This is a genomic window from Bradyrhizobium sp. CCBAU 11434 (assembly GCF_028128895.1).
In the GTDB taxonomy this organism is placed as follows: domain Bacteria; phylum Pseudomonadota; class Alphaproteobacteria; order Rhizobiales; family Xanthobacteraceae; genus Bradyrhizobium; species Bradyrhizobium zhengyangense.
In genome coordinates, this window is record NZ_LBJX01000097.1 from 52,134 (window position 1) to 71,412 (window position 19,279).

The following is a 19,279-nucleotide window of genomic DNA, read 5'->3' on the forward strand; positions in this document are numbered from 1 at the left end:
GGAGTGAGATGAGCGAGGCTGATCGCGTTTCTCGTCATTCCGGGGCGGTGCGCAGCACCGAACTAAGGCGCGCGATTGCGCGCCTGAGAATCTCGAGGTTCCGGGTCTGGTCCTTCGGACCATCCCGGAACGACGGCCGAGCCGTAGGGCACGGCCGTCGTCTCTTCTCGATCGCCGCGCTCGCCTTCATCCTCGCCCTCATCGGCTTCGTCGGCTGGGTCTATTCCCTCGGCCCGCTGCCGCTCGACGAAGCGCGCCGCGTCTCGACCACCGTTGTCGATCGCAACGGCAAGCTGTTGCGCGCCTATGCGATGGCGGACGGGCGGTGGCGCCTGCCCGTCGATGCCAAGGCCAATGTCGATCCGACTTACCTGAAGCTGCTGTTCGCCTATGAAGACCAGCGCTTCTATGCCCATGACGGCATCGATCCGCTGGCGCTGGGCCGGGCTGCGGTGCAGCTGACCACGCGCGGCCACATCGTGTCGGGCGGCTCGACCATCTCGATGCAGCTGGCGCGGCTGATGGAGCCGCGGCGGCAGCGCTCGCTCTATGCAAAGCTGCACCAGATCGTCCGCGCGATCGAGCTGGAGCGGACGATGAGCAAGGACGAGATCCTCGACCTCTACCTCGCGCTTGCGCCCTATGGCGGCAATCTCGAAGGCATCCGTGCCGCATCGATCGCCTATCTCGGCAAGGAGCCGAAGCGGCTGTCGCTGGCGGAAGCTGCGCTGCTGGTGGCGCTGCCGCAATCGCCGGAAACACGTCGTCTCGACCGTTTTCCGGAAGCCGCGCGCATCGCGCGGGATCGCGTGCTCGACCGCATGGTCGAAGAGCATGTGGTCGGCATCGACGATGCCAAGCAGGCCAAGGCCGTGCCCGTGCCAACGCTGCGCAAGCCGATGCCGATCCTGGCGCCGCACGCCTCCGACAGCGCGCTGGCAACGGTCAAGGATGCGCCGGTTATCAAGCTGACGCTGGACTCAAATCTGCAGAAGGTGCTGGAGCCGCTGGCGCGCGACCGCGCCGTTGCGCTGGGACCGAACATCTCGGTCGGCATCATCGTGGTCGACAATGAGAGCGGCGACGTGCTCGCGCGTGTCGGTTCGGCGGATTATTTCGACGAGAGTCGGGCAGGGCAGGTCGACATGACCCGCGCCATCCGCTCGCCGGGCTCGACGCTGAAACCCTTCATCTACGGTCTCGCCTTTGAAGACGGCTTTGTTCATCCGGATAGCCTGATCGACGACCGCCCGGTGCGCTTCGGCTCCTACGCGCCTGAAAATTTCGACATGACGTTCCAGGGCACGGTGCCGGTGAAGAAGGCGTTGCAACTCTCGTTGAACGTGCCAGCGATCGTGCTGCTCGACCGCGTCGGCTCGAGCCGGCTGGCCTCGCGGCTCCGCCAGGCCGGCGGCAATCTGGTTCTGCCCAAGGACGAGGCGCCGGGGCTCGCGATGGGCCTCGGCGGCGTTGGTGTCACGCTCCAGGATCTGGCGCAGCTTTATGCAGGGTTCGCCCGGCTCGGCACCACCAGGCCATTGCGCGAGATCATGGCCGCCACGGATGATCGCGAGGCGCTGCGGCTCTTGGACCCGGTGGCGGCCTGGCAGGTCGGCAATGTGCTGCTGGGAACCCCGCCGCCGGAGAACGCGGCTCATAACCGCATCGCCTTCAAGACAGGCACCTCCTACGGCTATCGCGATGCCTGGTCGGTCGGCTTCGATGGCCGCATGACCATCGGCGTCTGGGTCGGCCGCCCCGATGGCGCGCCGGTTCCCGGACTTATCGGCCGCGTTGCCGCCGCGCCCATCCTGTTCGATGCCTTCGCACGGACCGGAAAGACGCTGACCCCTCTGCCCAAGCCGCCGAAGGGCACCCTGCTTGCCAGCAACGCGAAGTTGCCATTGCCGCTGAAGCGGTTCCGCCCCGTGGGGGAACTCGTCCGGACCGGCGGCGAGCAGGCGCTCCACATCCAGTTCCCGCTCAACGGCTCCCGGATCGATGTGGATCGCTCAGGCGGCACTGACGCTGCTGCCATGCCCGTCAAGGTCGCCGGCGGGGTGCTGCCGATGACTGTCATGGTCAACGGTGCGGCGCGCGGCGAGATCGACGGACGCCGCCAGCGCCTGATCGATCCGCCCGGCCCGGGCTTTGCACGGCTGACGGTGATCGACGCCACGGGCGCCGCGGACACAGTCGTCATTCGAATTCAATGAGAGCGGCTCAAGCGGTTGTGGCGATGGCGGTTTCAGCGTATGCGGAACCAATGGCCGAGACCTATCCGACTCCCCGATTTGGAGCGCCGCGAGAGCCGAAAACGCCCGTGAATCCGGGCAGTCGGCTCGTGCTGATGCTCGACGTCGTCACTGCCAGCCACGCCCGTGCGGTGGGCTTCCTGGTGCTGTGCGCGCTGCTGCTGTTCCTGCCGGGATTTTTCACCATCCCGCCCGTTGACCGCGATGAGGCACGGTTCGCGCAGGCCACCAAGCAGATGGTCGAGAGCCGCGACTATGTGGACATTCGCTTCCAGGAGGACGTTCGCTACAAGAAGCCGGTCGGCATCTACTGGTTGCAATCGGCGGCCGTCGAAGCGGCGACGGCGCTGAAGCTGCCCAAGGCCGAATTGCGCATCTGGGTCTATCGGCTGCCCTCGTTGATCGGGGCGATCGGCGCGGTGCTGATGACCTATTGGACGGCGCTGGGCTTCGTCACGCGGCGCGCGGCGGTGCTTGCCGCGCTCCTGATGGCCGCCTCCGTGCTACTTGGAGTCGAGGCGCGCCTGGCCAAGACCGACGCCGTGCTGCTGTTCTCGGTGGTCGCGGCAATGGGTGCGATGTCGCGCGCCTATCTGTCCTGGCAGCGCGCCGAGGACGAGACACATCCGCCCTGGAGCTGGCCCGTGATCTTCTGGACCGCGCTCGCGGTCGGCATCCTGATCAAGGGCCCGCTGATCCTGATGTTCGCCGGGCTCACCATCGTCGCGCTCGCGATCCAGGACCGCGATGCCTCCTGGCTGTGGCGCTTGCGGCCGGTCTGGGGCCTGATGTGGATGCTGGTGCTGGTGCTGCCCTGGTTCGTGGCGATCTTCTGGCGCGCCGGCGATGCGTTTTTTGCGGACTCCGTCGGCGGCGACATGCTGAGCAAGATCGGCGCGCAGGAATCCCATGGCGCGCCGCCCGGCGTCTATTTGGCGCTGTTCTGGATTACCTTCTGGCCCGGTGCGCCGCTCGCGGCGATGGCGGCGCCGGCCGTGTGGCGGGCGCGGCGTGAGCCCGGCGCGCAATTCTTGCTGGCCTGGCTGGTCCCGTCCTGGATCGTATTCGAGGCCGTGCTGACCAAGTTGCCGCATTACGTGCTGCCGCTCTATCCCGCGATTGCGATCCTCACCGTCGGCGCGCTGGAGCGGAACGTGCTGTCGCGCTCCTGGCTGGCGCGCGGCTCGGCCTGGTGGTTCGTAATTCCCGCGGGCGGTTCGATCATCGCGGTGGTCGGCGCCGTCATGCTGACGCGGCAGCCGGCCTTCGTGGCCTGGCCGTTCATCGCGGCCTCGCTGATCTTCGGCCTGTTCGCCTGGTGGCTGTTCGACACCAATCGCGCCGAGCGCTCGGTGCTCAACGCGCTGGTCGCAGCGCTCATGCTGGCTGTCGTGGTCTATGGCATTGTGCTGCCGTCATTGACGCCGCTGTTTCCGAGCATCGAGGTCGCGCGCGCTTTGCGCAACGTGACCTGCGTCGGCCCGCGGGCGGCCTCGGCCGGCTATGCCGAGCCAAGCCTTGTCTTCCTGACCGGCACCCAGACGCTGTTGACCGACGGCTCAGGCGCCGCCGATTTCCTCAGGCAGGGAAGTTGCCGGTTTGCGCTGGTCGAGCAACGCTCGGAGCGCAGCTTCGTGCAGCGCGCCGAGGCCATCGGGCTGCGCTACAAGGTCGGGGCGCGCATCGACGGCTATAATTTCTCGCAAGGGCGCGCAATTTCGATCTCGATCTTCCGTTCCGAGGGCACCGAGTAGGATGCCAGGCAGTACCACCATTGCGCCGCGTGCAAGCTATCCCGTGCAGTTGTTCACGGTCGTTGGCCATGCACTGGCGCAATTGGTGCGCTCGCCGTCGCATTCGCGCCGTGCCGCGGCTGCGCGAAAATTGGCGCGGCATTCGCTGTGGCTGAGCGCGGCAGGGGCAGCCCTGATCATCGTGCTGATGCTCGCGTTCGATCGGACCGAGATCCAGCTGATGCCGGCGCGCGGCACGGCCTGGCTATGGCCGATCCGCATCCTCACCGATTTCGGCAAGGATGAGAACGTGCTCTCGGTGCTGGGCGCGGCGCTGGTGATCGTGGCGCTCGTTGCGGCCGGGATGCACGGCACTCGCCGTGCGCTGCTGCTCGGCTTCGGCACGAGGCTGCAATATCTGTTTCTGTCTGTTGCCCTGTCGGTGTTCGTCGCCGAGATTCTGAAATATCTCATCGGCCGCGGGCGTCCGTTCGTCGGCGGCAAGGCCGATCCGTTCAACTTCATACCGCTCGAAGGCACGGGAGCTTATGCCAGCCTGCCGTCGGGGCATGCAGTGACGGCGTTCGCTCTGGCCTTTGCGGTCGCGGCGCTCTGGCCGCGCCTGCGCGTGTTCATGTTCACTTACGCGGTCGTGATCGTGCTGACGCGGCTGGTACTGCTGGCGCATCACCCGAGCGACGTCACGGCCGGGGCTCTGGTCGGCATGGTCGGCGCCATGGCCGTGCGCTACTGGTTTGCCGCCCGCAGGCTCGGCTTTGCCATCCGCGCCGATGGCACCATCGTGCCACTTCCAGGACCGCTTCCAGGACGCCTCAAAAGGGTTGCCCGCAGCCCATCCGCCCCATAAAAGCGGCTGCTTCCCGGGCCAAGGGTTCCCGGGGGCGGGCCAATCCAACCACGAGCTTTCGATTTGTCGTCGTCCCAGCCTTCGGTTTCCATCGTTGTCCCCGTGCGCAACGAAGCCGACAACATTGCGCCCCTGATCGAGGAGATCACGGCCGCGCTCGACGGCCGCTGGGCCTATGAGATCATCTATGTCAACGACGGCTCGACCGATGCGACCGGCGACCGGCTTGCGGCGATGATGAAGCAGCGCGGCAATCTGCGGCAGCTTCGTCACGCAAAATCCGCCGGCCAGTCGGCCGCGGTTCGCAGCGGCGTGCGCGCGGCGCGCGGCACGATCGTGGCGACGCTCGATGGTGACGGCCAGAACAATCCGGCCTTCCTGCCGGATCTGATCGCGGCGGTCGAGAAGGGTGTCAATGTCGGCCTTGCCGCCGGACAGCGCGTTGGGCGCAAGGACACCGGCTTCAAGAAATTCCAGTCGCGGGTGGCCAACAAGGTCCGCAATGCCATCCTCAAGGACGGCACGCGCGACACTGGCTGCGGCCTGAAGGCGTTCCGTCGCGAGGTCTTCCTGATGATGCCCTATTTCGACGGGCTGCATCGTTTCCTGCCGGCGCTGATGCGCCGCGAAGGATTCGATATCGCCTATGTCGACGTGATCGACCGGCCGCGCCATTCCGGCGTGTCCAATTACGGCTTCTTCGACCGGCTTTGGATCGGGATCATGGATCTCGCCGGCGTGTGGTGGCTGATCCGCCGCAAGAAGCCGACGCCTGAAGTGACTGAGGTGAAAGCATGATCATCCAATACGGTCAGGCCCTCAGCAATTATCTGTACGACGTCTTCGTCGCCAAGTTCGATTTCTGGCTGGCGTTCGGCCTGGTCGCGCAGCTGTTCTTCACCGCGCGTTTCCTGGTGCAATGGATCGCGAGCGAGCGGGCCGGCAACAGCGTGGTGCCGATGGCGTTCTGGTTCTGCTCGATGGGCGGCGGCCTGATGACGCTGGTCTACGGCGTCGTCAAGCGTGAGCCCGTCATCATCCTCGGGCAGGCGCTGGCGACGATCATTTATGTCCGCAACATCATGCTGATCATCAAGAACCGCGGCCGCTCGTCGAAGACGCTGGAGCGCTGATTCCTGGCCTAGCGCGGCAGCGCCGTCGCGCCTGAGGCGGGCAGGGCTGATGTCTCCGCCTCGGAGCGGCGATAGGGCTCGCCGGCCGCATCCAGCACGGGATAGGCGACCGAGCAGATATGCGAATGGATGCGGCGCAGATCGCGCAACACGTCCAGATGCAGCGATGTGGTCTCGATCGTCTCGGGGCGACCTTCGCGCAGGCGGTCGAGATGGCGCTCGACGGCGGCGAGCTCGGTGTTTTTCAGTGCCGTCTTCTCCACCAGCAGCTTGCGGGCCTCGTTGGCATCGCCTGACATGAACACGCCGAAGGCGATCCGCAGCGAATCCATCGTGCGCTTGTGGAAGGCGGCGAGCTCGTCCGCGCCCTCGGAGGAGAACTGGAAACGGCGCTTGATCTTCTTGGTGGCGAGCTCGCTCAGATTCTTGTCGATGATGTCGCCGATATGTTCGAGATTGATGGCGAAAGAGATGATCTCCATCGCACGCCGGCCCTCGCTTTCGTCGAGGCTGCCGCGGGTCAGCTTGGTGACGTAGAGCTTGATGGCCTCGTCGAGGCTGTCGACGATGTTGTCCGTCTTCGAGACCTGGTCGACCAGCGAACGGTCGCCGGTCATCATCGCGGCCATCACCTTGCGCAGCATGGTTTCGACCAGATCGCCCATGCGGAGCGTCTCGCGTGCGGCGTCCGCAAGCGCCAGGGACGGCGTCTCCAGCGCGGTCTCATCGAGATAGCGCGGGCGGGCCGGATCGGTTTCCTCTACGCGATCCGGCAGTAGCCGGGTCAGCAGACGTGACATGGTATCGAGCAGGCCGACGAAAAGGATGGCCGTGCCGACATTGAAGGCGATATGGAAGGCGGCCGTCATCCGGGCGAGATCCGGCTGCCAGGCATGCATGTGATCCGCGATCGTGTGCAGGAACGGCAGGACCAGGGCGATGCCGACCACGCGATTGACGAGATTGCCGACCGGCAGCCGGTAGCTTGCAGGATCGTCGCGCTTTGCGCCTTCGAACACGGGATTGATGGCGCTGCCGAGATTGGCGCCGAGAACCAAAGCGAGAGCCGCATACGGCGTGATGAACTGCGAATAGGCCAGCGACATGATCAGCAGCACGCTGGCGACGCTCGAATGCACCAGCCAGGTGAGGAGGGCGGCGATCACGATGCACAGGACGGGATCGCCCGTGATCGCCGTCATCACGACCCGCATGCCGGGCGCGTTCTCCGCAGGCGCCAGCGTGTCGAGCAGGATATGCAGCGACAGCAGCATCAAGCCGAGGCCGATGCAGACGCGGCCGATATCCTTGATCCGCGAGCGCGGGCCGGAGCGGAAGGCGACGAGGCCGAGCACGAACAGCACGGGTGCGACGGCGGCGATGTTGAACGACAGCACCTGCACGATCAGGGTCGTGCCGACATTGGCCCCTAGCATGATGGCAAGCGCAGCGACAAGGCTCAGCAGCCCTTCGGCGGCGAACGAGCTGGTGAGCAGGGCTGTTGCCGTGCTGCTCTGGAGTAGCGCGGTGAGGCCGAGGCCGGCGGCGAAGGCGCTGAAGCGGTTGCCGAGGGCCTTGCCGAGCAGATGCCTGAGGTCAGGACCGAACGCACGCAAAATCCCGCTGTGGACCATATGCAGGCCCCACAGCAGCAGCGCCACGCCACCCATCAGATCTAGCAGGACCAACGTACCCATTCTCCGTGTCCGGACTTAGAGTCGAAGGGGTCAGGCTAACGCCAAACGTCGGGGGATCAACCCCCTGTTGGCGCGACGGCGTTAACGTCCGGTATTCATGCACGTTCCCGCGGCGCGCATTGGCGCGTCCGCAGGCGGGATGCCGCGTGAGTAGGCTCACATGGCCGCTTTGAGGGCAGCGAAGCCGCGATCGAGATCGGCTTTGAGGTCGTCGACGCTCTCGAGGCCGATGTGGAGGCGGAGCGTCGGGCCGCCCGGCGCCCATTTGGTCGCGGTGCGGTAGGCGTCGCAGTCGAAGGGAATCGCAAGGCTTTCGAAGCCGCCCCAAGAAAAGCCCATGCCGAACAGCTTGAGCGTGTTGAGCATGGTGTCGACCGCCTTTTGCGGCGCCGGCTTCAGCACGATGCTGAACAGGCCGGAAGCGCCGGTGAAGTCGCGCTTCCAGATCGCATGGCCCGGATCGGTCTCGAGCCCCGGATGCAGCACGCGCGTGACCTCGGGCCGCGATGCGAGCCAGCGCGCCATCTCCAGACCTGAACGATGATGCTGCGCCAGCCGCACCGACAGCGTGCGCAAGCCGCGCAGCGCGAGGAAGACGTCATCGGGGCCGGCGCAGACGCCGAGCAGGCGGATGCCTTCGGATATCTGCGGCCAGGCCCTGGCATTGGCCGAAATCGTGCCGAACATGATGTCGGAATGGCCGCCGATATATTTGGTGGCCGCCTGCATGGAGATGTCGACACCCTGTTCGAGCGAGCGGTGATAGAGCGGCGTCGCCCAAGTGTTGTCGTCGATGACGAGAGCGTCATGCGCATGCGCGACCTCGGCGATGGCGCGGATATCAGGCATCTCGAAGGATTGCGACCCCGGCGCCTCGACCAGCACAGCGCGGGTATTGGGCTTGAACAACGTCTCGACGGCAGCGCCGATCAGCGGGTCAAAGTAAGTGGTCTCGACGCCGTAACGGGCGAGCATGCCGTTGCAGAAATTGCGCGAGGGCCGGTAAATGTTGTCAACGACCAGGATGTGGTCGCCGGTCTTCAGCACCGAGAGCAGGGTGGTGGAGATCGCCGACAAGCCCGACGGCACGATGCCGACGCCAGCGCATTGCGGTCCCTCAAGTGCCATCAGCGTGTCCTGGAACGCCCGCGTGGTCGGAGTGCCATGGCGGCCATAGGTGAACTCGCCGCGATGGGCATGCAGGTCCTCGGCGGTTGGATAGAGCACGGTCGAGCCGTGGAACACGGGCGGATTGACGAACCCCTTCTGCGCCTTGGTGTCGCGGCCGGAGGTGACCAGGCGGGTTTCGGCGTGCTGCTCTGGGGGGTGCGAGGAATCCATGCGTCTGCTTTCAAAAAGCGTTTCCGCCGGGCGCGGATCGCACGGCCGGGGCGGCCCCGGGGCCGCGATCGTTAATAACAGAACACAGAAGAGTCCCGTCAACCCCTTGACCCGGCTCGCCAGTCGTTCTGTGATGCGCAGGTGCTATTCAGTCGCCGCATGTTGAGGGGCCTGCCGCGACCTTCGATCCATCGTCTGACCGGACCTTGCGCCACAGCCACAACGGCGGGCGCCTACGGCGAGGATTAAGGTATGGCCTCCTTGGGATGGGCGAGTGTTCGGCAAGGTTTTCCAGCATGACTCTTGCAAGGCGCAGCCTTGCAGGGATTCCGTTCCCGACCTTGAGATGACTTTGAAAGGCTTGAAGCCCATGAAACGCGTAACCCTGGCTCTCACTCTTGCTCTCGCCGCCGGCCTCTCCGCCCAAACCGCCGACGCGCAAACGCTCAAGACCATCAAGGACCGGGGCATGCTGTCCTGCGGCGTCAGCCAGGGCCTGCCCGGCTTCTCCTCGCCCGACGACAAGGGCAATTGGACCGGCATCGACGTCGACGTCTGCCGCGCGATCGCGGCGGTGGTCTTGAGCGACCCGACCAAGATCAAGTTCGTGCCGTTGTCTGCCAAGGACCGCTTCACGGCGCTCCAATCCGGCGAGATCGACGTGCTGTCGCGCAACACCACATGGACGGTTTCGCGCGACACCTCGCTCGGCGCCAATTTCACCGGCGTCACCTATTATGACGGGCAGGGCTTCATGGTGAAGAAGTCGCTCAAGGTCAATTCCGCACTTGAGCTCAACAGCGCCTCCGTCTGCGTCCAGACCGGCACCACCACCGAGCTGAACCTCGCCGATTACTTCAAGGCCAACAACATGAAGTACGAGGTCATCGCGTTCGGCACGATCGACGAGGCGGTCAAGGCCTACGAGTCGGGACGCTGCGACGTCTTCACCGACGACTCGTCCGGCCTCTATGCCAGCCGGCTGAAGCTGACGAATCCCGCCGATCACGTTGTGCTGCCCGAGATCATTTCGAAGGAGCCGCTGGGTCCCATGGTGCGTCACGGCGACGATCAGTGGTTCGACATCGTGAAATGGACGCTGTTTGCGATGGTCACGGCCGAGGAGCTCGGCATCACCCAGAAGAACGTCGACGAGATGGCGAAATCCGACAAGCCGGAGCTGAAGCGGGTGCTCGGCACCGACGGCAATCTCGGCGAACAGCTTGGCCTCACCAAGGACTGGGTGATCCGGATCGTGAAGGCGGTCGGCAATTACGGAGAGTCGTTCGATCGCAACGTTGGCGCCGGTTCGCCGCTCAAGATCAGCCGTGGCATCAACAGTCTCTGGACCAAGGGCGGCCTGCAATACTCGCCGCCGATCCGCTGATCGGCAAAGCCGCAGGCTGCGCCGATGGGCGTCGAGGCCCGGAAACCGCCACCACAGCTCGCGCTGAAGCTCCGGCGCGCGCTCGGTGGCAAGGCAGGCTGGAACGGCGTCGCCGTCCAGCTTGTCTTTGGCGCGGTCCTGGCCTGGATTGCCTACGAGATCATCTCGAATGCCCGTACCAACCTCGAGTCCCAGCACATTGCAGCGGGCTTCGGGTTCCTGCGGAACAGCGCCAGCTTCGACGTCAATCAGACCCTAATCCCCTATTCGGGGTCCGATACCTATTTCCGCGTCTTCATCGTCGGTGTCTTGAACACGCTGCTCGTTTCGGTGGTGGGCATCTTCTTTGCCACCGTGATCGGTTTCATCGTCGCACTCTGCCGTTTGTCGCCCAACTGGCTGGTGTCGCGTGTCGGCGGTCTCTATGTCGAGGCGATCCGCAACCTGCCGCTGCTGTTCCAGATCCTGTTCTGGTATCTTGCGGTGCTCGCGGCACTGCCGGCGCCGCGGCAAAGTGTGTCGGTCCTCGGCGCCTTCTTCCTCAACAATCGCGGCGTGATCGTGCCATCGCCGCTGGCTCAGCCCGGCCTCGTTCCATTCCTTGCCATGCTCGCGCTCGGCGTCGTCGCGTCGCTGGCGTTGCGCAGCTACGCGCGGAGGGCGCTGTTTGATCAGGGCCGCGCGATCCAGATCTGGCCGTACGTTCTGGCATTGCTCGTCGGATTACCGCTCGTCACGACGCTTGTGTTCGGTCTGCCCGTCACATTCGAATTTCCGCAGTTGAAGGGATTCAACTTTGCTGGCGGGGCGCGGATCATTCCGGAATTCGTCGCACTGACAGTTGGGCTCTCGACCTATACCGCGGCCTTCATCGCCGAGATCGTGCGTGCAGGCATTCTCTCGGTTCATAAGGGGCAGATGGAGGCGGGCTCCTCGCTGGGTCTCAGCCGAGGCGCGACGTTGCGGCTGATCGTGGTGCCGCAGGCCATGCGCGTGATCGTGCCGCCGCTCACCAACCAGTACCTCAACCTGACCAAGAACTCGTCGCTGGCGGTCGCGATCGGTTATCCAGATCTCGTCTCGGTGTTCGCCGGCACGGCCCTGAGCCAGACCGGACAGGCAATCGAGATCATCGCCATGACAATGGGCGTCTATCTCCTGACCTCGCTCGTCACCAGCGCTGTCATGAGCGTCTATGGCTGGCGCATCAGCCGGAGCCTGGGTGCATGACCGATATTGCCGCGTCTTCCTTTGTCCGGCAGGACCTGGTGTCCGAGCGCGCGGCGCCCGTGAAGACCACCGGCTTTGTCGGCTTCGTGCGCACGCGCCTGCTGAACTCGCCGACCAATATCCTGCTGACGATTCTCGGCCTGTTGCTGGTCTGGTACATCGTTGTTCCAAGCATCAAGTTTCTCCTGGTCGATGCGGTCTGGAGTGGCAACGACCGCACGGCCTGCCTCGCGGAGAATGCAGGTCGTCCGGTCGGCGCCTGCTGGCCCTTTATCCAGGCTAAGTCCACGCAGCTTTTCTACGGCTTCTATCCCGAGGCCGAACGCTGGCGGGTCAACCTGACCTTCGCGCTGGGCGCTGTGCTGCTTCTGCCGCTGCTAATCCCACGTCTGCCGGCCAAGAGCGTGAATGCCGGGCTGTTCTTCCTAGCCTTTCCTGCGGTCGCATTCTTCCTGCTGCATGGCGGCGGCATCGCCGGCTTCGGCGTGAGCTGGGTTGCGGGCCTGCTGCAATTGTTCGCCGACAGCATCAGCGGGGCCGGTGAGGCTGTGGTCGGACTGAGCAAGACCTCGGCCGCCGGCCCGGCGCTCTGGGCGATCGGCAGCGCCATCGTGCTGGTCGGCACGTTGCTGCACTGGGTGATCTTTCCATTGACCTGGCTGCGCGACCAGATGCTGGCGTCCGGGCAGGGGCCCTGGCCCGACTTCCTGATCACAGCCGTGATCGTGTCGGTGATCCTGTTCGTGCTCGGTGGCGGGGCGCGTGCCGGATCACGGCCGCTGATCACATGCCTCGCCACGTTCGCCGGAATTGCGGCGGTGATCAAGCTGATGGGGCTCGATCGCGGCGGCTTGCCGATCGTCGATACGCGGCTGTGGGGCGGGCTGCTGGTGACCCTGGTGATCGCGATTACCGGCATCGTGGCGTCACTGCCGATCGGCGTCGCGCTCGCGCTCGGCCGGCGCTCGACCATTCCCCTGATCCGGATATTCTCGATCACCTATATCGAGTTCTGGCGCGGGGTGCCGCTGATCACGGTGCTGTTTTTCGCGACCTACATGCTACCGCTGTTCCTGCCGGGAAACTTCACCGTCGACGGCCTGGTGCGCGCGCTGATCGGCGTTTCGCTGTTCACCGGCGCCTATCAGGCCGAGAATTTGCGTGGCGGTCTGGCGGCGGTGCCGCGCGGGCAGGGAGAGGCGGCCTCCGCGCTCGGCCTGTCCTGGTGGAAGACGACCTCGCTGATCGTGCTGCCGCAGGCGCTGCGCCACGTCATTCCCGCCATCGTCAACAGCTTCATTTCGCTGTTCAAGGACACGTCGCTGGTCTCGATCGTTGCACTGTTCGATCTTCTCGGCTCGCTGCGGGCTTCATTCGCCGATCCGGTCTGGACCACGCCGTCGACCGCCTTCACCGGCTTCGCGTTCACCGGCATCATCTACTTCATCTTCTGCTTCGGAATGTCGCGCTACTCGCTCTTCGTCGAGCACCGCCTCAACGCTCACCGTCGCAACTGATCGAGGCCACCATGACCGACCCCATCGTCAAGATTTCCGGCCTCAACAAATGGTACGGCGAGTTTCACGTGCTTCGCGACATCGACCTCGCGGTCAACAAGGGCGAGCGCATCGTGATCTGCGGCCCCTCGGGCTCGGGCAAATCGACCTTGATCCGCTGCATCAACGCGCTCGAGGAATTCCAGGAGGGCGAGATCGTCGTCGACGGCATCGAGCTCGGGCCGAACCTCAAGCATGTCGACGCGGTGCGCCGCGAGGTCGGCATGGTGTTCCAGAGCTTTAATCTGTTCCCGCATCTCACCGTGCTCGACAATTGCACGCTGGCGCCGATCTGGGTCCGCAACATTCCCAAGAAGGACGCCGAAGCCACCGCGATGAAATTCCTGGAGCGGGTCAAGATCCCGCACCAGGCCAACAAATTCCCGGGCCAGATGTCCGGCGGCCAGCAGCAGCGCGTCGCCATCGCGCGCGCTCTGACCATGAACCCGAAGGTGATGCTGTTCGACGAGCCGACCTCGGCGCTCGACCCCGAAATGGTCAAGGAGGTGCTCGACACCATGGTCGACCTCGCCGAGGAGGGCATGACCATGCTGGTCGTCACTCACGAGATGGGCTTTGCCAAGGAAGTCGCCAACCGTGTGGTGTTCATGGACGCTGGCCAGATCATCGAGGCCAACACGCCGAAGGAATTCTTCGCCGCGCCCCAGCACGCCCGCACCAAGCTGTTCCTGAGCCAAATCCTGCGCTGATACCGGGGGCATCTCGGGGGCGCCGCCAATCGGCCGGCCCGCCATGCGAATCAGCTAGACTCTCCGTCGGCCATCCTTTGGAGAGTGACCTTGCAGAGCAGCGCCGGCGCACGCGCGTTCCAGAACGCGCGATTGCAGAAGAAATTCAAGAAGCAGGCGGAGGCCATCATCTCCGCCGCGAACGCGGCCTACGGCCAGGGCCGGCATGCCGAGGCCGAGGCGCTCTGCCGACAGATACTGAATGAGCTTCCGGAGCATTTTGCAGCCTTGCACCTGCTGGGCTTGTGCGCGTTCTCGGGTCAGCGCTTCGAGGCCGCGAAACAGGCATTCACGCAAGCCGTGGTCGTCGATCCGCGCTCAACACAGGCCCTTTCAGATCTGGGAGCCACGCATTTCGCACTCGGGCAATACGAGGATGCGCGCGCGTCCCTGGAGAAGGCCATCGCGCTGAAGCCGAATTTCCCGATGGCCTTGGCCAATCTCGGCAATGCCTTGCTGCACCTGAACCGGGTCGCGCAGGCGATCGAAATGTACGATCGCGCGATCAAGCTCAAGCCCGACTATGTCGATGCGCTGTGCAATCGTGGTTTGGCGGAGCTGGCCCTGCAACAGTTCGACCGCGCCAAGGAAAGTTTTGATCGTACCTTGCTGTTTCAGCCGCGACACGTGGAGGCGCTCGTCGGCAAGGGGTTGGTCAATATTCAGCTCAAGAACTACGACGAGGCCAAGAGCGCCCTTGAGGCGGCGCTCGCGCTCAGGCCGGGCTCGGCAAAGATCCTGGCGAACCGCGGACGGGTCAATCTCGAGCTGTCGAGACCGGAGCAGGCGGCGGCGGATTTTGACGCTGCGCTCGCGCTGTCTCCCAGGCTCGAGGTGGCCTTGGAGGGGAAGGCCCAGGTCGCGCTCAGCATGGGCAACACGGCGCAGGCGATGCTGGCCTGCACCACGCTTCTTGAGGAAAATCCGGGCTCCGCGGTGGCGATGGCGCTGCTGAGCGCCTGTCTTGCAAACCAGGGAGAGATCGCATCGGCGGTCGAGCTTCTCGACGCCGCGATCGCAATCGCGCCGGATGCGAGCTTGATCGGGCGAAAGATCTTCTTTCTGGATTATCTCGGGGAGGCCGATTTCGCGGTTCAGCAGGCCGCGCGAAAGCAGTGGTGGGACGTGATCGGCGTCAGAGTGCCGCAAAGGCAGCTTGCGCCCCAACAGCTCGATCCCGACAGGCGGATCGTGATCGGTTATGTCGCGGCCGAGTTCTGGTACCACTCGGCGGCGTTTACCCTGCTGCCGGTGCTCCGTCATCACGATCACGCCAAGTTCGAAATCATCTGCTACTCGTGTGCGCAGGTGCGCGACGAGATGACCGCCAAATTCCACTCCCTGGCGGATGTCTGGGTCGAGGCTGGGCAGCTTTCCGACGACCAATTGGCCGATCGCATTCAGGCCGACAAGGTCGATATTCTGGTCGACGTATCCGGGCATACGACCGGCAACAGGCTTCATGTTTTCGCCCGCAAGCCGGCGCCGATCCAGGTGTCGGGCTTCGGGCATGCGACCGGGACTGGCCTTCAGACCATGGACTACGTGCTCGCGGATCCGGTCTTCATTCCGCAATCGGCGCGCCATCTGTTGGCCGAGAAGGTCCATGACCTGCCGTGCCTGATCACGATCGATCCCATCCTGGATGTGCCGCCGTCGGAGCTGCCCATGCTCCGCAACGGCTACGTGACTTTCGGCGTGTTCAACCGCATCTACAAGATCTCGGACGAGGCGATCCGGGTGTGGTCGCACATCATGCGCGAGGTGCCGGGATCGCGGATCATCGTCAAGCATACCCTGCTCGACGATCCCCTGGTGCGCGACGGCCTGGTAGCGAGGTTTGCGGCGCAGGGCATCGCCGAAGCCAATGTCACGTGCCTGGGTTCGAGCCCGCGCCACGAGCATCTGCGCGCCTTTGCCCAGATCGACATTTCGCTCGACACGTTCCCGCAGAACGGCGGCATCAGTACCTGGGAATCGCTCTATGCGGGCGTCCCTGTTGTCGCCAAGCTCGGCAACGGCGCCTCGTCGCGCGCCGGCGGCTCGATCGTGGCTGCTGCCGGCCTTGGCGAATGGGTCGCCAACGATGATGACGGTTATGCCGAGATCGCGTGCAAGTTCGCGGCGCAGCCAGAGTATCTGGCGAAGCTGCGCGCGGGTTTGCCGGCGCAGATTGCAGCCTCCGCGGCCGGCAATGTCGAACACTATGCGCGCGAGGTCGAGGCTGCTTATCGCCAGTTCTGGCGCGACCATTGTGCCGTGACCGCGGCTGGCGGTGACGTCGGGTAGGCAGGTTGGGCGCACCGGGCCAGGAACGCGCGTAACGCCTGACATCCCGGGAAAATCCGGGGCCTCTCCGGTCCGGCGGACCGGCCGGCTGGCCTCGCGAATCAGCTAGACTCTTCGGCGGGTATCCTTCGGAGAGCAATCTTGCAGAGCAGCGCCGGCGCGCGCGCGTTCCAGAACGCGCGATTGCAGAAGAAATTCAAGAAGCAGGCGGACGCTATCCTTTCTGCGGCAGCTTCTGCTTACGGCCAGGGTCGCTACGCAGAGACTGAGGCGCTCTGCCGTCAGATCCTGGAGGTGCTTCCGGATCACGTCGACGCCACGCATCTGCTCGGCATGTGTGCGCATGATGGCGGGCGCCTTGAAGAGGCGCAGCAATTGATCGAGCGCGCGATCGCACTCGATCCGCGCTCTCCCGACGCTCACAATAACCTCGCGACCGTGTTTTTCGACCTCAAGAATTACGAGGAGGCGCGTCGCTGCCAGGAGAAGGCCATCGCGCTGAAGCCGAATTTTCTGACCGCGCTGACCAATCTCGGCAACACGCTGCTGCACATGGGACATCCCGAGCAGGCGATCGAACTTCACGAGCGCGCCATCAAGCTGAAGCCGGACTATGCCGACGCCTTTTGCAACCGTGGCATGGCGGAGCTGGCGATGGGCCAGTTCGAGCGTGCCGACCAGAGTTTCGATCGCGCCTTGTTGTTTCAGCCGCGTCACGCGGAGGCCCACGCCGGCAAAGGCATGGTGAGCGTCGAGCTCCGGCACTTCAGGGAAGCCGCAGCCGCTCTTGCCGCGGGGCTCGCGATCAAGCCCGGTTCGGCCAAGATGCTGGCACAGCGCGGACGGCTCCATTTCGATCTGTCGCGGCTGGAGCAGGCGGCAGCGGATTTCGATGCGGCGTTGTCGATTTCGCCCACGCTCGAGCTGGCGTTGCGCGGGACGACGCAAGTCAACATTCTCCTCGGAAACACGGCAAAGGCGTTTGCAGCCGTCAAGACGCTGCTCGAGCAAAATCCGCGGTCCGCGCTCGGCATGGCGCTGCTGGCGTCGTGTTACGCGAGCCAGGGCGACATCAAGACGGCGCTCGAGCATCTCGACGCGGCGCTCGAGATCATGCCGGACTATGCCGACGCGATCGCGCGCAAGATCTTCCTGCTGGATTATCTCGCCGAGGCCGATTTCGCGGTCCAGCAGGCGGCACGAAAATATTGGTGGGACGCGGTCGGCTCCCAATTGTCACGGATCGAGCTGCCGCCGCGGGAGCTCGATCCGGACAGGCGGATCGTGATCGGATATGTCTCGTCCGAATTCAGAAACCACTCGGCGGCGCTCACCCTGTTGCCGGTGTTGCGCCATCATGACCACGCCAAATTCGAGGTCATCTGCTATTCCTGCTGGCCGTTGCAGGACGAGATCACCGAGAGTTTCAAGGCATTGGCGGACGTCTGGGTCGATGCCGGGCAGATGTCGGACAACGAGCTGGCCGATCGCATTCAGGCCGACAAGGTCGATATCCTGATCGACGTATCCGGGCATACGACCGGTCACCGACTCCATGTGTTCGCGCGGAAGCCGGCCCCCATCCAGGTTTCGGGCTTCGGACACGCGACCGGCACGGGCCTTCAGACCATGGACTACGTGCTTGCCGATCCGATCTTCATCCCGGAATCGGCGCGCCATCTGCTCGCCGAAAAGGTCCATGATCTGCCGTGCCTGATCACGATGGAGCCGGTCTCGGATCTGACTCCTTCCGAACTTCCGATGCTCCGCAACGGCTACGTCACCTTCGGCGTGTTCAACCGCATCTACAAGATCTCGGATGATGCGATCCGGGTGTGGTCGCGCATCATGAGCAAGGTGCCGGGATCGAAGATCATCCTCAAGCATGGGCTGCTCGACGATCCCTTGCTGCGCGACAGTCTGATCGCGCGCTTCGTCGCGCAGGGCATTGCCGAGGAGAACATCACTTGCCTCGGCTCCACGCCGCGCGCCGAGCACTTGCAGGCTTTTGCCCAGATCGACATTTCCCTGGATACGTTTCCGCAAAACGGCGGCATCAGCACCTGGGAATCTCTCTACAAGGGCGTTCCTGTCGTCGCCAAGCTCGGCAACGGAGCTTCCTCGCGAGCAGGTGGCTCCATCGTGGCTTCCGCTGGCCTTGGCGACTGGGTCGCCGACGATGATGACGGCTATGTCGAGATTGCGTGCAAGTTCGCGGCGCAGCCGGATTATCTGGCGAAATTGCGCGCGGACTTGCCGGCGCAGATCGCAGCCTCGGCTGCCGGCAATGTCGAAATCTATGCGGGCAGGGTGGAGGCGGGCTATCGCCAGTTCTGGCGGGACTATTGTGCCGCGGCTTTGAAGTCCGGCGAGGACGCCGAAACCTAGAGTTTTACGCAATTCCGTCGCCGGCCAACAACCATGCCAATGATGACGCCCCGCCGCTTCACGCGTCCGAAAGCACCCTTTGCGTATGTGGCGCAAAAGGGGAGCGTCAAATGCTCGGTTTCGTGTTCGGCCTCAACGCCCGCCTCGGGCGATTGCATTTCTTCCTGGCCACGGTTGCGCTGGCGATCGCGATGACCGCGATCTGCTTTGCCATCGCGATGGCCATGCTGCGCACGACGTCGCCGAGCATGGTCCGCCCCGAGGATCTCACCCATAACAGGGCGATCATTGTCGCGATGATCTTCTTTGGTCTTGCGACCTTCACGCTGCAATCCATGCGCATCCGCGACATCGGCTGGGACCCGGTCTGCGTCATCCCGGCCTGGATCGCGCTCATGATCGTCGATCATGTGGTGGCGGGCCGGCTTCCGGCCTCGGCCATTGGCGGGGAGCATCAGGGCACGATGGTCGGCGGGCTGGTCAATCTCGGCCTGCTGCTGGCGCTCACCTTCTGGCCGAGCGCCGAGATCGGGGGCGCTTACACCAACCCGTTCGAGCCGCCGGCGCGTGCGGCCAGCAAATCATCGACGTCTGAGCGGCGCCTTGCGCGCGTGTCGCAAGGCTCGGCGCGTGCGAGCTGGAGTTAAGCGTCT

14 protein-coding genes are annotated in these 19,279 nt (G+C 64.5%); 12 read left to right on the plus strand and 2 right to left on the minus strand.

Annotated features, from left to right (window positions below; genetic code table 11):
• Nucleotides 1–8 precede the first annotated feature (8 nt).
• From pbpC to XI06_RS28325, 5 genes are all read left to right on the plus strand, one after another.
• The gene (gene pbpC / locus XI06_RS28305) at nt 9–2,216 is read left to right on the plus strand and encodes a penicillin-binding protein 1C (RefSeq protein ID WP_237869066.1); all 2,208 of its coding nucleotides are present in this window, start codon (nt 9–11) and stop codon (nt 2,214–2,216) included.
• A gap of 50 nt (nt 2,217–2,266) precedes the next feature.
• Nucleotides 2,267–4,009, plus strand: coding sequence for an ArnT family glycosyltransferase (locus XI06_RS28310; RefSeq protein ID WP_271607029.1), 1,743 nt, complete (start codon nt 2,267–2,269; stop codon nt 4,007–4,009).
• A 1-nt stretch (nt 4,010) separates the two neighbouring features.
• Nucleotides 4,011–4,856, plus strand: a complete 846-nt coding sequence (locus XI06_RS28315) for a phosphatase PAP2 family protein (RefSeq protein WP_237862497.1) — start codon at nt 4,011–4,013, stop codon at nt 4,854–4,856.
• 63 nt (nt 4,857–4,919) lie between these two features.
• On the plus strand, nt 4,920–5,654 hold the full coding sequence (locus tag XI06_RS28320; RefSeq protein WP_271607030.1) for a glycosyltransferase family 2 protein: 735 nt from the start codon (nt 4,920–4,922) through the stop codon (nt 5,652–5,654).
• Nucleotides 5,651–5,989: a lipid-A-disaccharide synthase N-terminal domain-containing protein gene (locus tag XI06_RS28325; protein ID WP_237862495.1), complete on the plus strand. Its 339-nt coding sequence runs from the start codon at nt 5,651–5,653 to the stop codon at nt 5,987–5,989. The genes XI06_RS28320 and XI06_RS28325 overlap by 4 nt, the downstream gene beginning before the upstream one ends.
• A gap of 8 nt (nt 5,990–5,997) precedes the next feature.
• Here the strand turns inward: XI06_RS28325 and XI06_RS28330 are convergent, their stop codons facing one another.
• Together XI06_RS28330 and metC are read right to left on the minus strand one after the other, a co-directional pair.
• Nucleotides 5,998–7,686: a Na/Pi cotransporter family protein gene (locus XI06_RS28330; protein WP_237862494.1), complete on the minus strand. Its 1,689-nt coding sequence runs from the start codon at nt 7,684–7,686 to the stop codon at nt 5,998–6,000.
• A gap of 156 nt (nt 7,687–7,842) precedes the next feature.
• Nucleotides 7,843–9,027, minus strand: coding sequence for a cystathionine beta-lyase (gene metC / locus XI06_RS28335; RefSeq protein WP_237869063.1), 1,185 nt, complete (start codon nt 9,025–9,027; stop codon nt 7,843–7,845).
• 370 nt (nt 9,028–9,397) lie between these two features.
• On the opposite strand from metC, the gene XI06_RS28340 reads away from it, so the two are divergent.
• The 7 genes from XI06_RS28340 to XI06_RS28370 all read left to right on the plus strand — a co-directional run bounded on the left by XI06_RS28340 (nt 9,398) and on the right by XI06_RS28370 (nt 19,273).
• Nucleotides 9,398–10,414: an amino acid ABC transporter substrate-binding protein gene (locus XI06_RS28340; protein ID WP_271607031.1), complete on the plus strand. Its 1,017-nt coding sequence runs from the start codon at nt 9,398–9,400 to the stop codon at nt 10,412–10,414.
• A gap of 24 nt (nt 10,415–10,438) precedes the next feature.
• Nucleotides 10,439–11,644 (plus strand): amino acid ABC transporter permease, encoded by a 1,206-nt coding sequence (locus XI06_RS28345; protein WP_237862491.1) that lies wholly within the window; start codon nt 10,439–10,441, stop codon nt 11,642–11,644.
• Entirely contained in the window at nt 11,641–13,161 is a 1,521-nt protein-coding gene (locus XI06_RS28350; RefSeq protein WP_271607032.1) for an amino acid ABC transporter permease, read from the plus strand. The genes XI06_RS28345 and XI06_RS28350 overlap by 4 nt, the downstream gene beginning before the upstream one ends.
• Nucleotides 13,162–13,172: 11 nt before the next feature.
• Nucleotides 13,173–13,910, plus strand: coding sequence for an amino acid ABC transporter ATP-binding protein (locus tag XI06_RS28355; protein ID WP_237862489.1), 738 nt, complete (start codon nt 13,173–13,175; stop codon nt 13,908–13,910).
• 90 nt (nt 13,911–14,000) lie between these two features.
• A complete protein-coding gene (locus tag XI06_RS28360) occupies nt 14,001–16,238 on the plus strand; it encodes an O-linked N-acetylglucosamine transferase family protein (protein ID WP_237862488.1) in 2,238 nt (745 codons plus the stop codon).
• A gap of 141 nt (nt 16,239–16,379) precedes the next feature.
• Nucleotides 16,380–18,626, plus strand: a complete 2,247-nt coding sequence (locus XI06_RS28365; RefSeq protein ID WP_271607033.1) for an O-linked N-acetylglucosamine transferase, SPINDLY family protein — start codon at nt 16,380–16,382, stop codon at nt 18,624–18,626.
• A gap of 110 nt (nt 18,627–18,736) precedes the next feature.
• Nucleotides 18,737–19,273, plus strand: a complete 537-nt coding sequence (locus tag XI06_RS28370; protein ID WP_271607034.1) for a DUF805 domain-containing protein — start codon at nt 18,737–18,739, stop codon at nt 19,271–19,273.
• Nucleotides 19,274–19,279 lie beyond the last annotated feature (6 nt).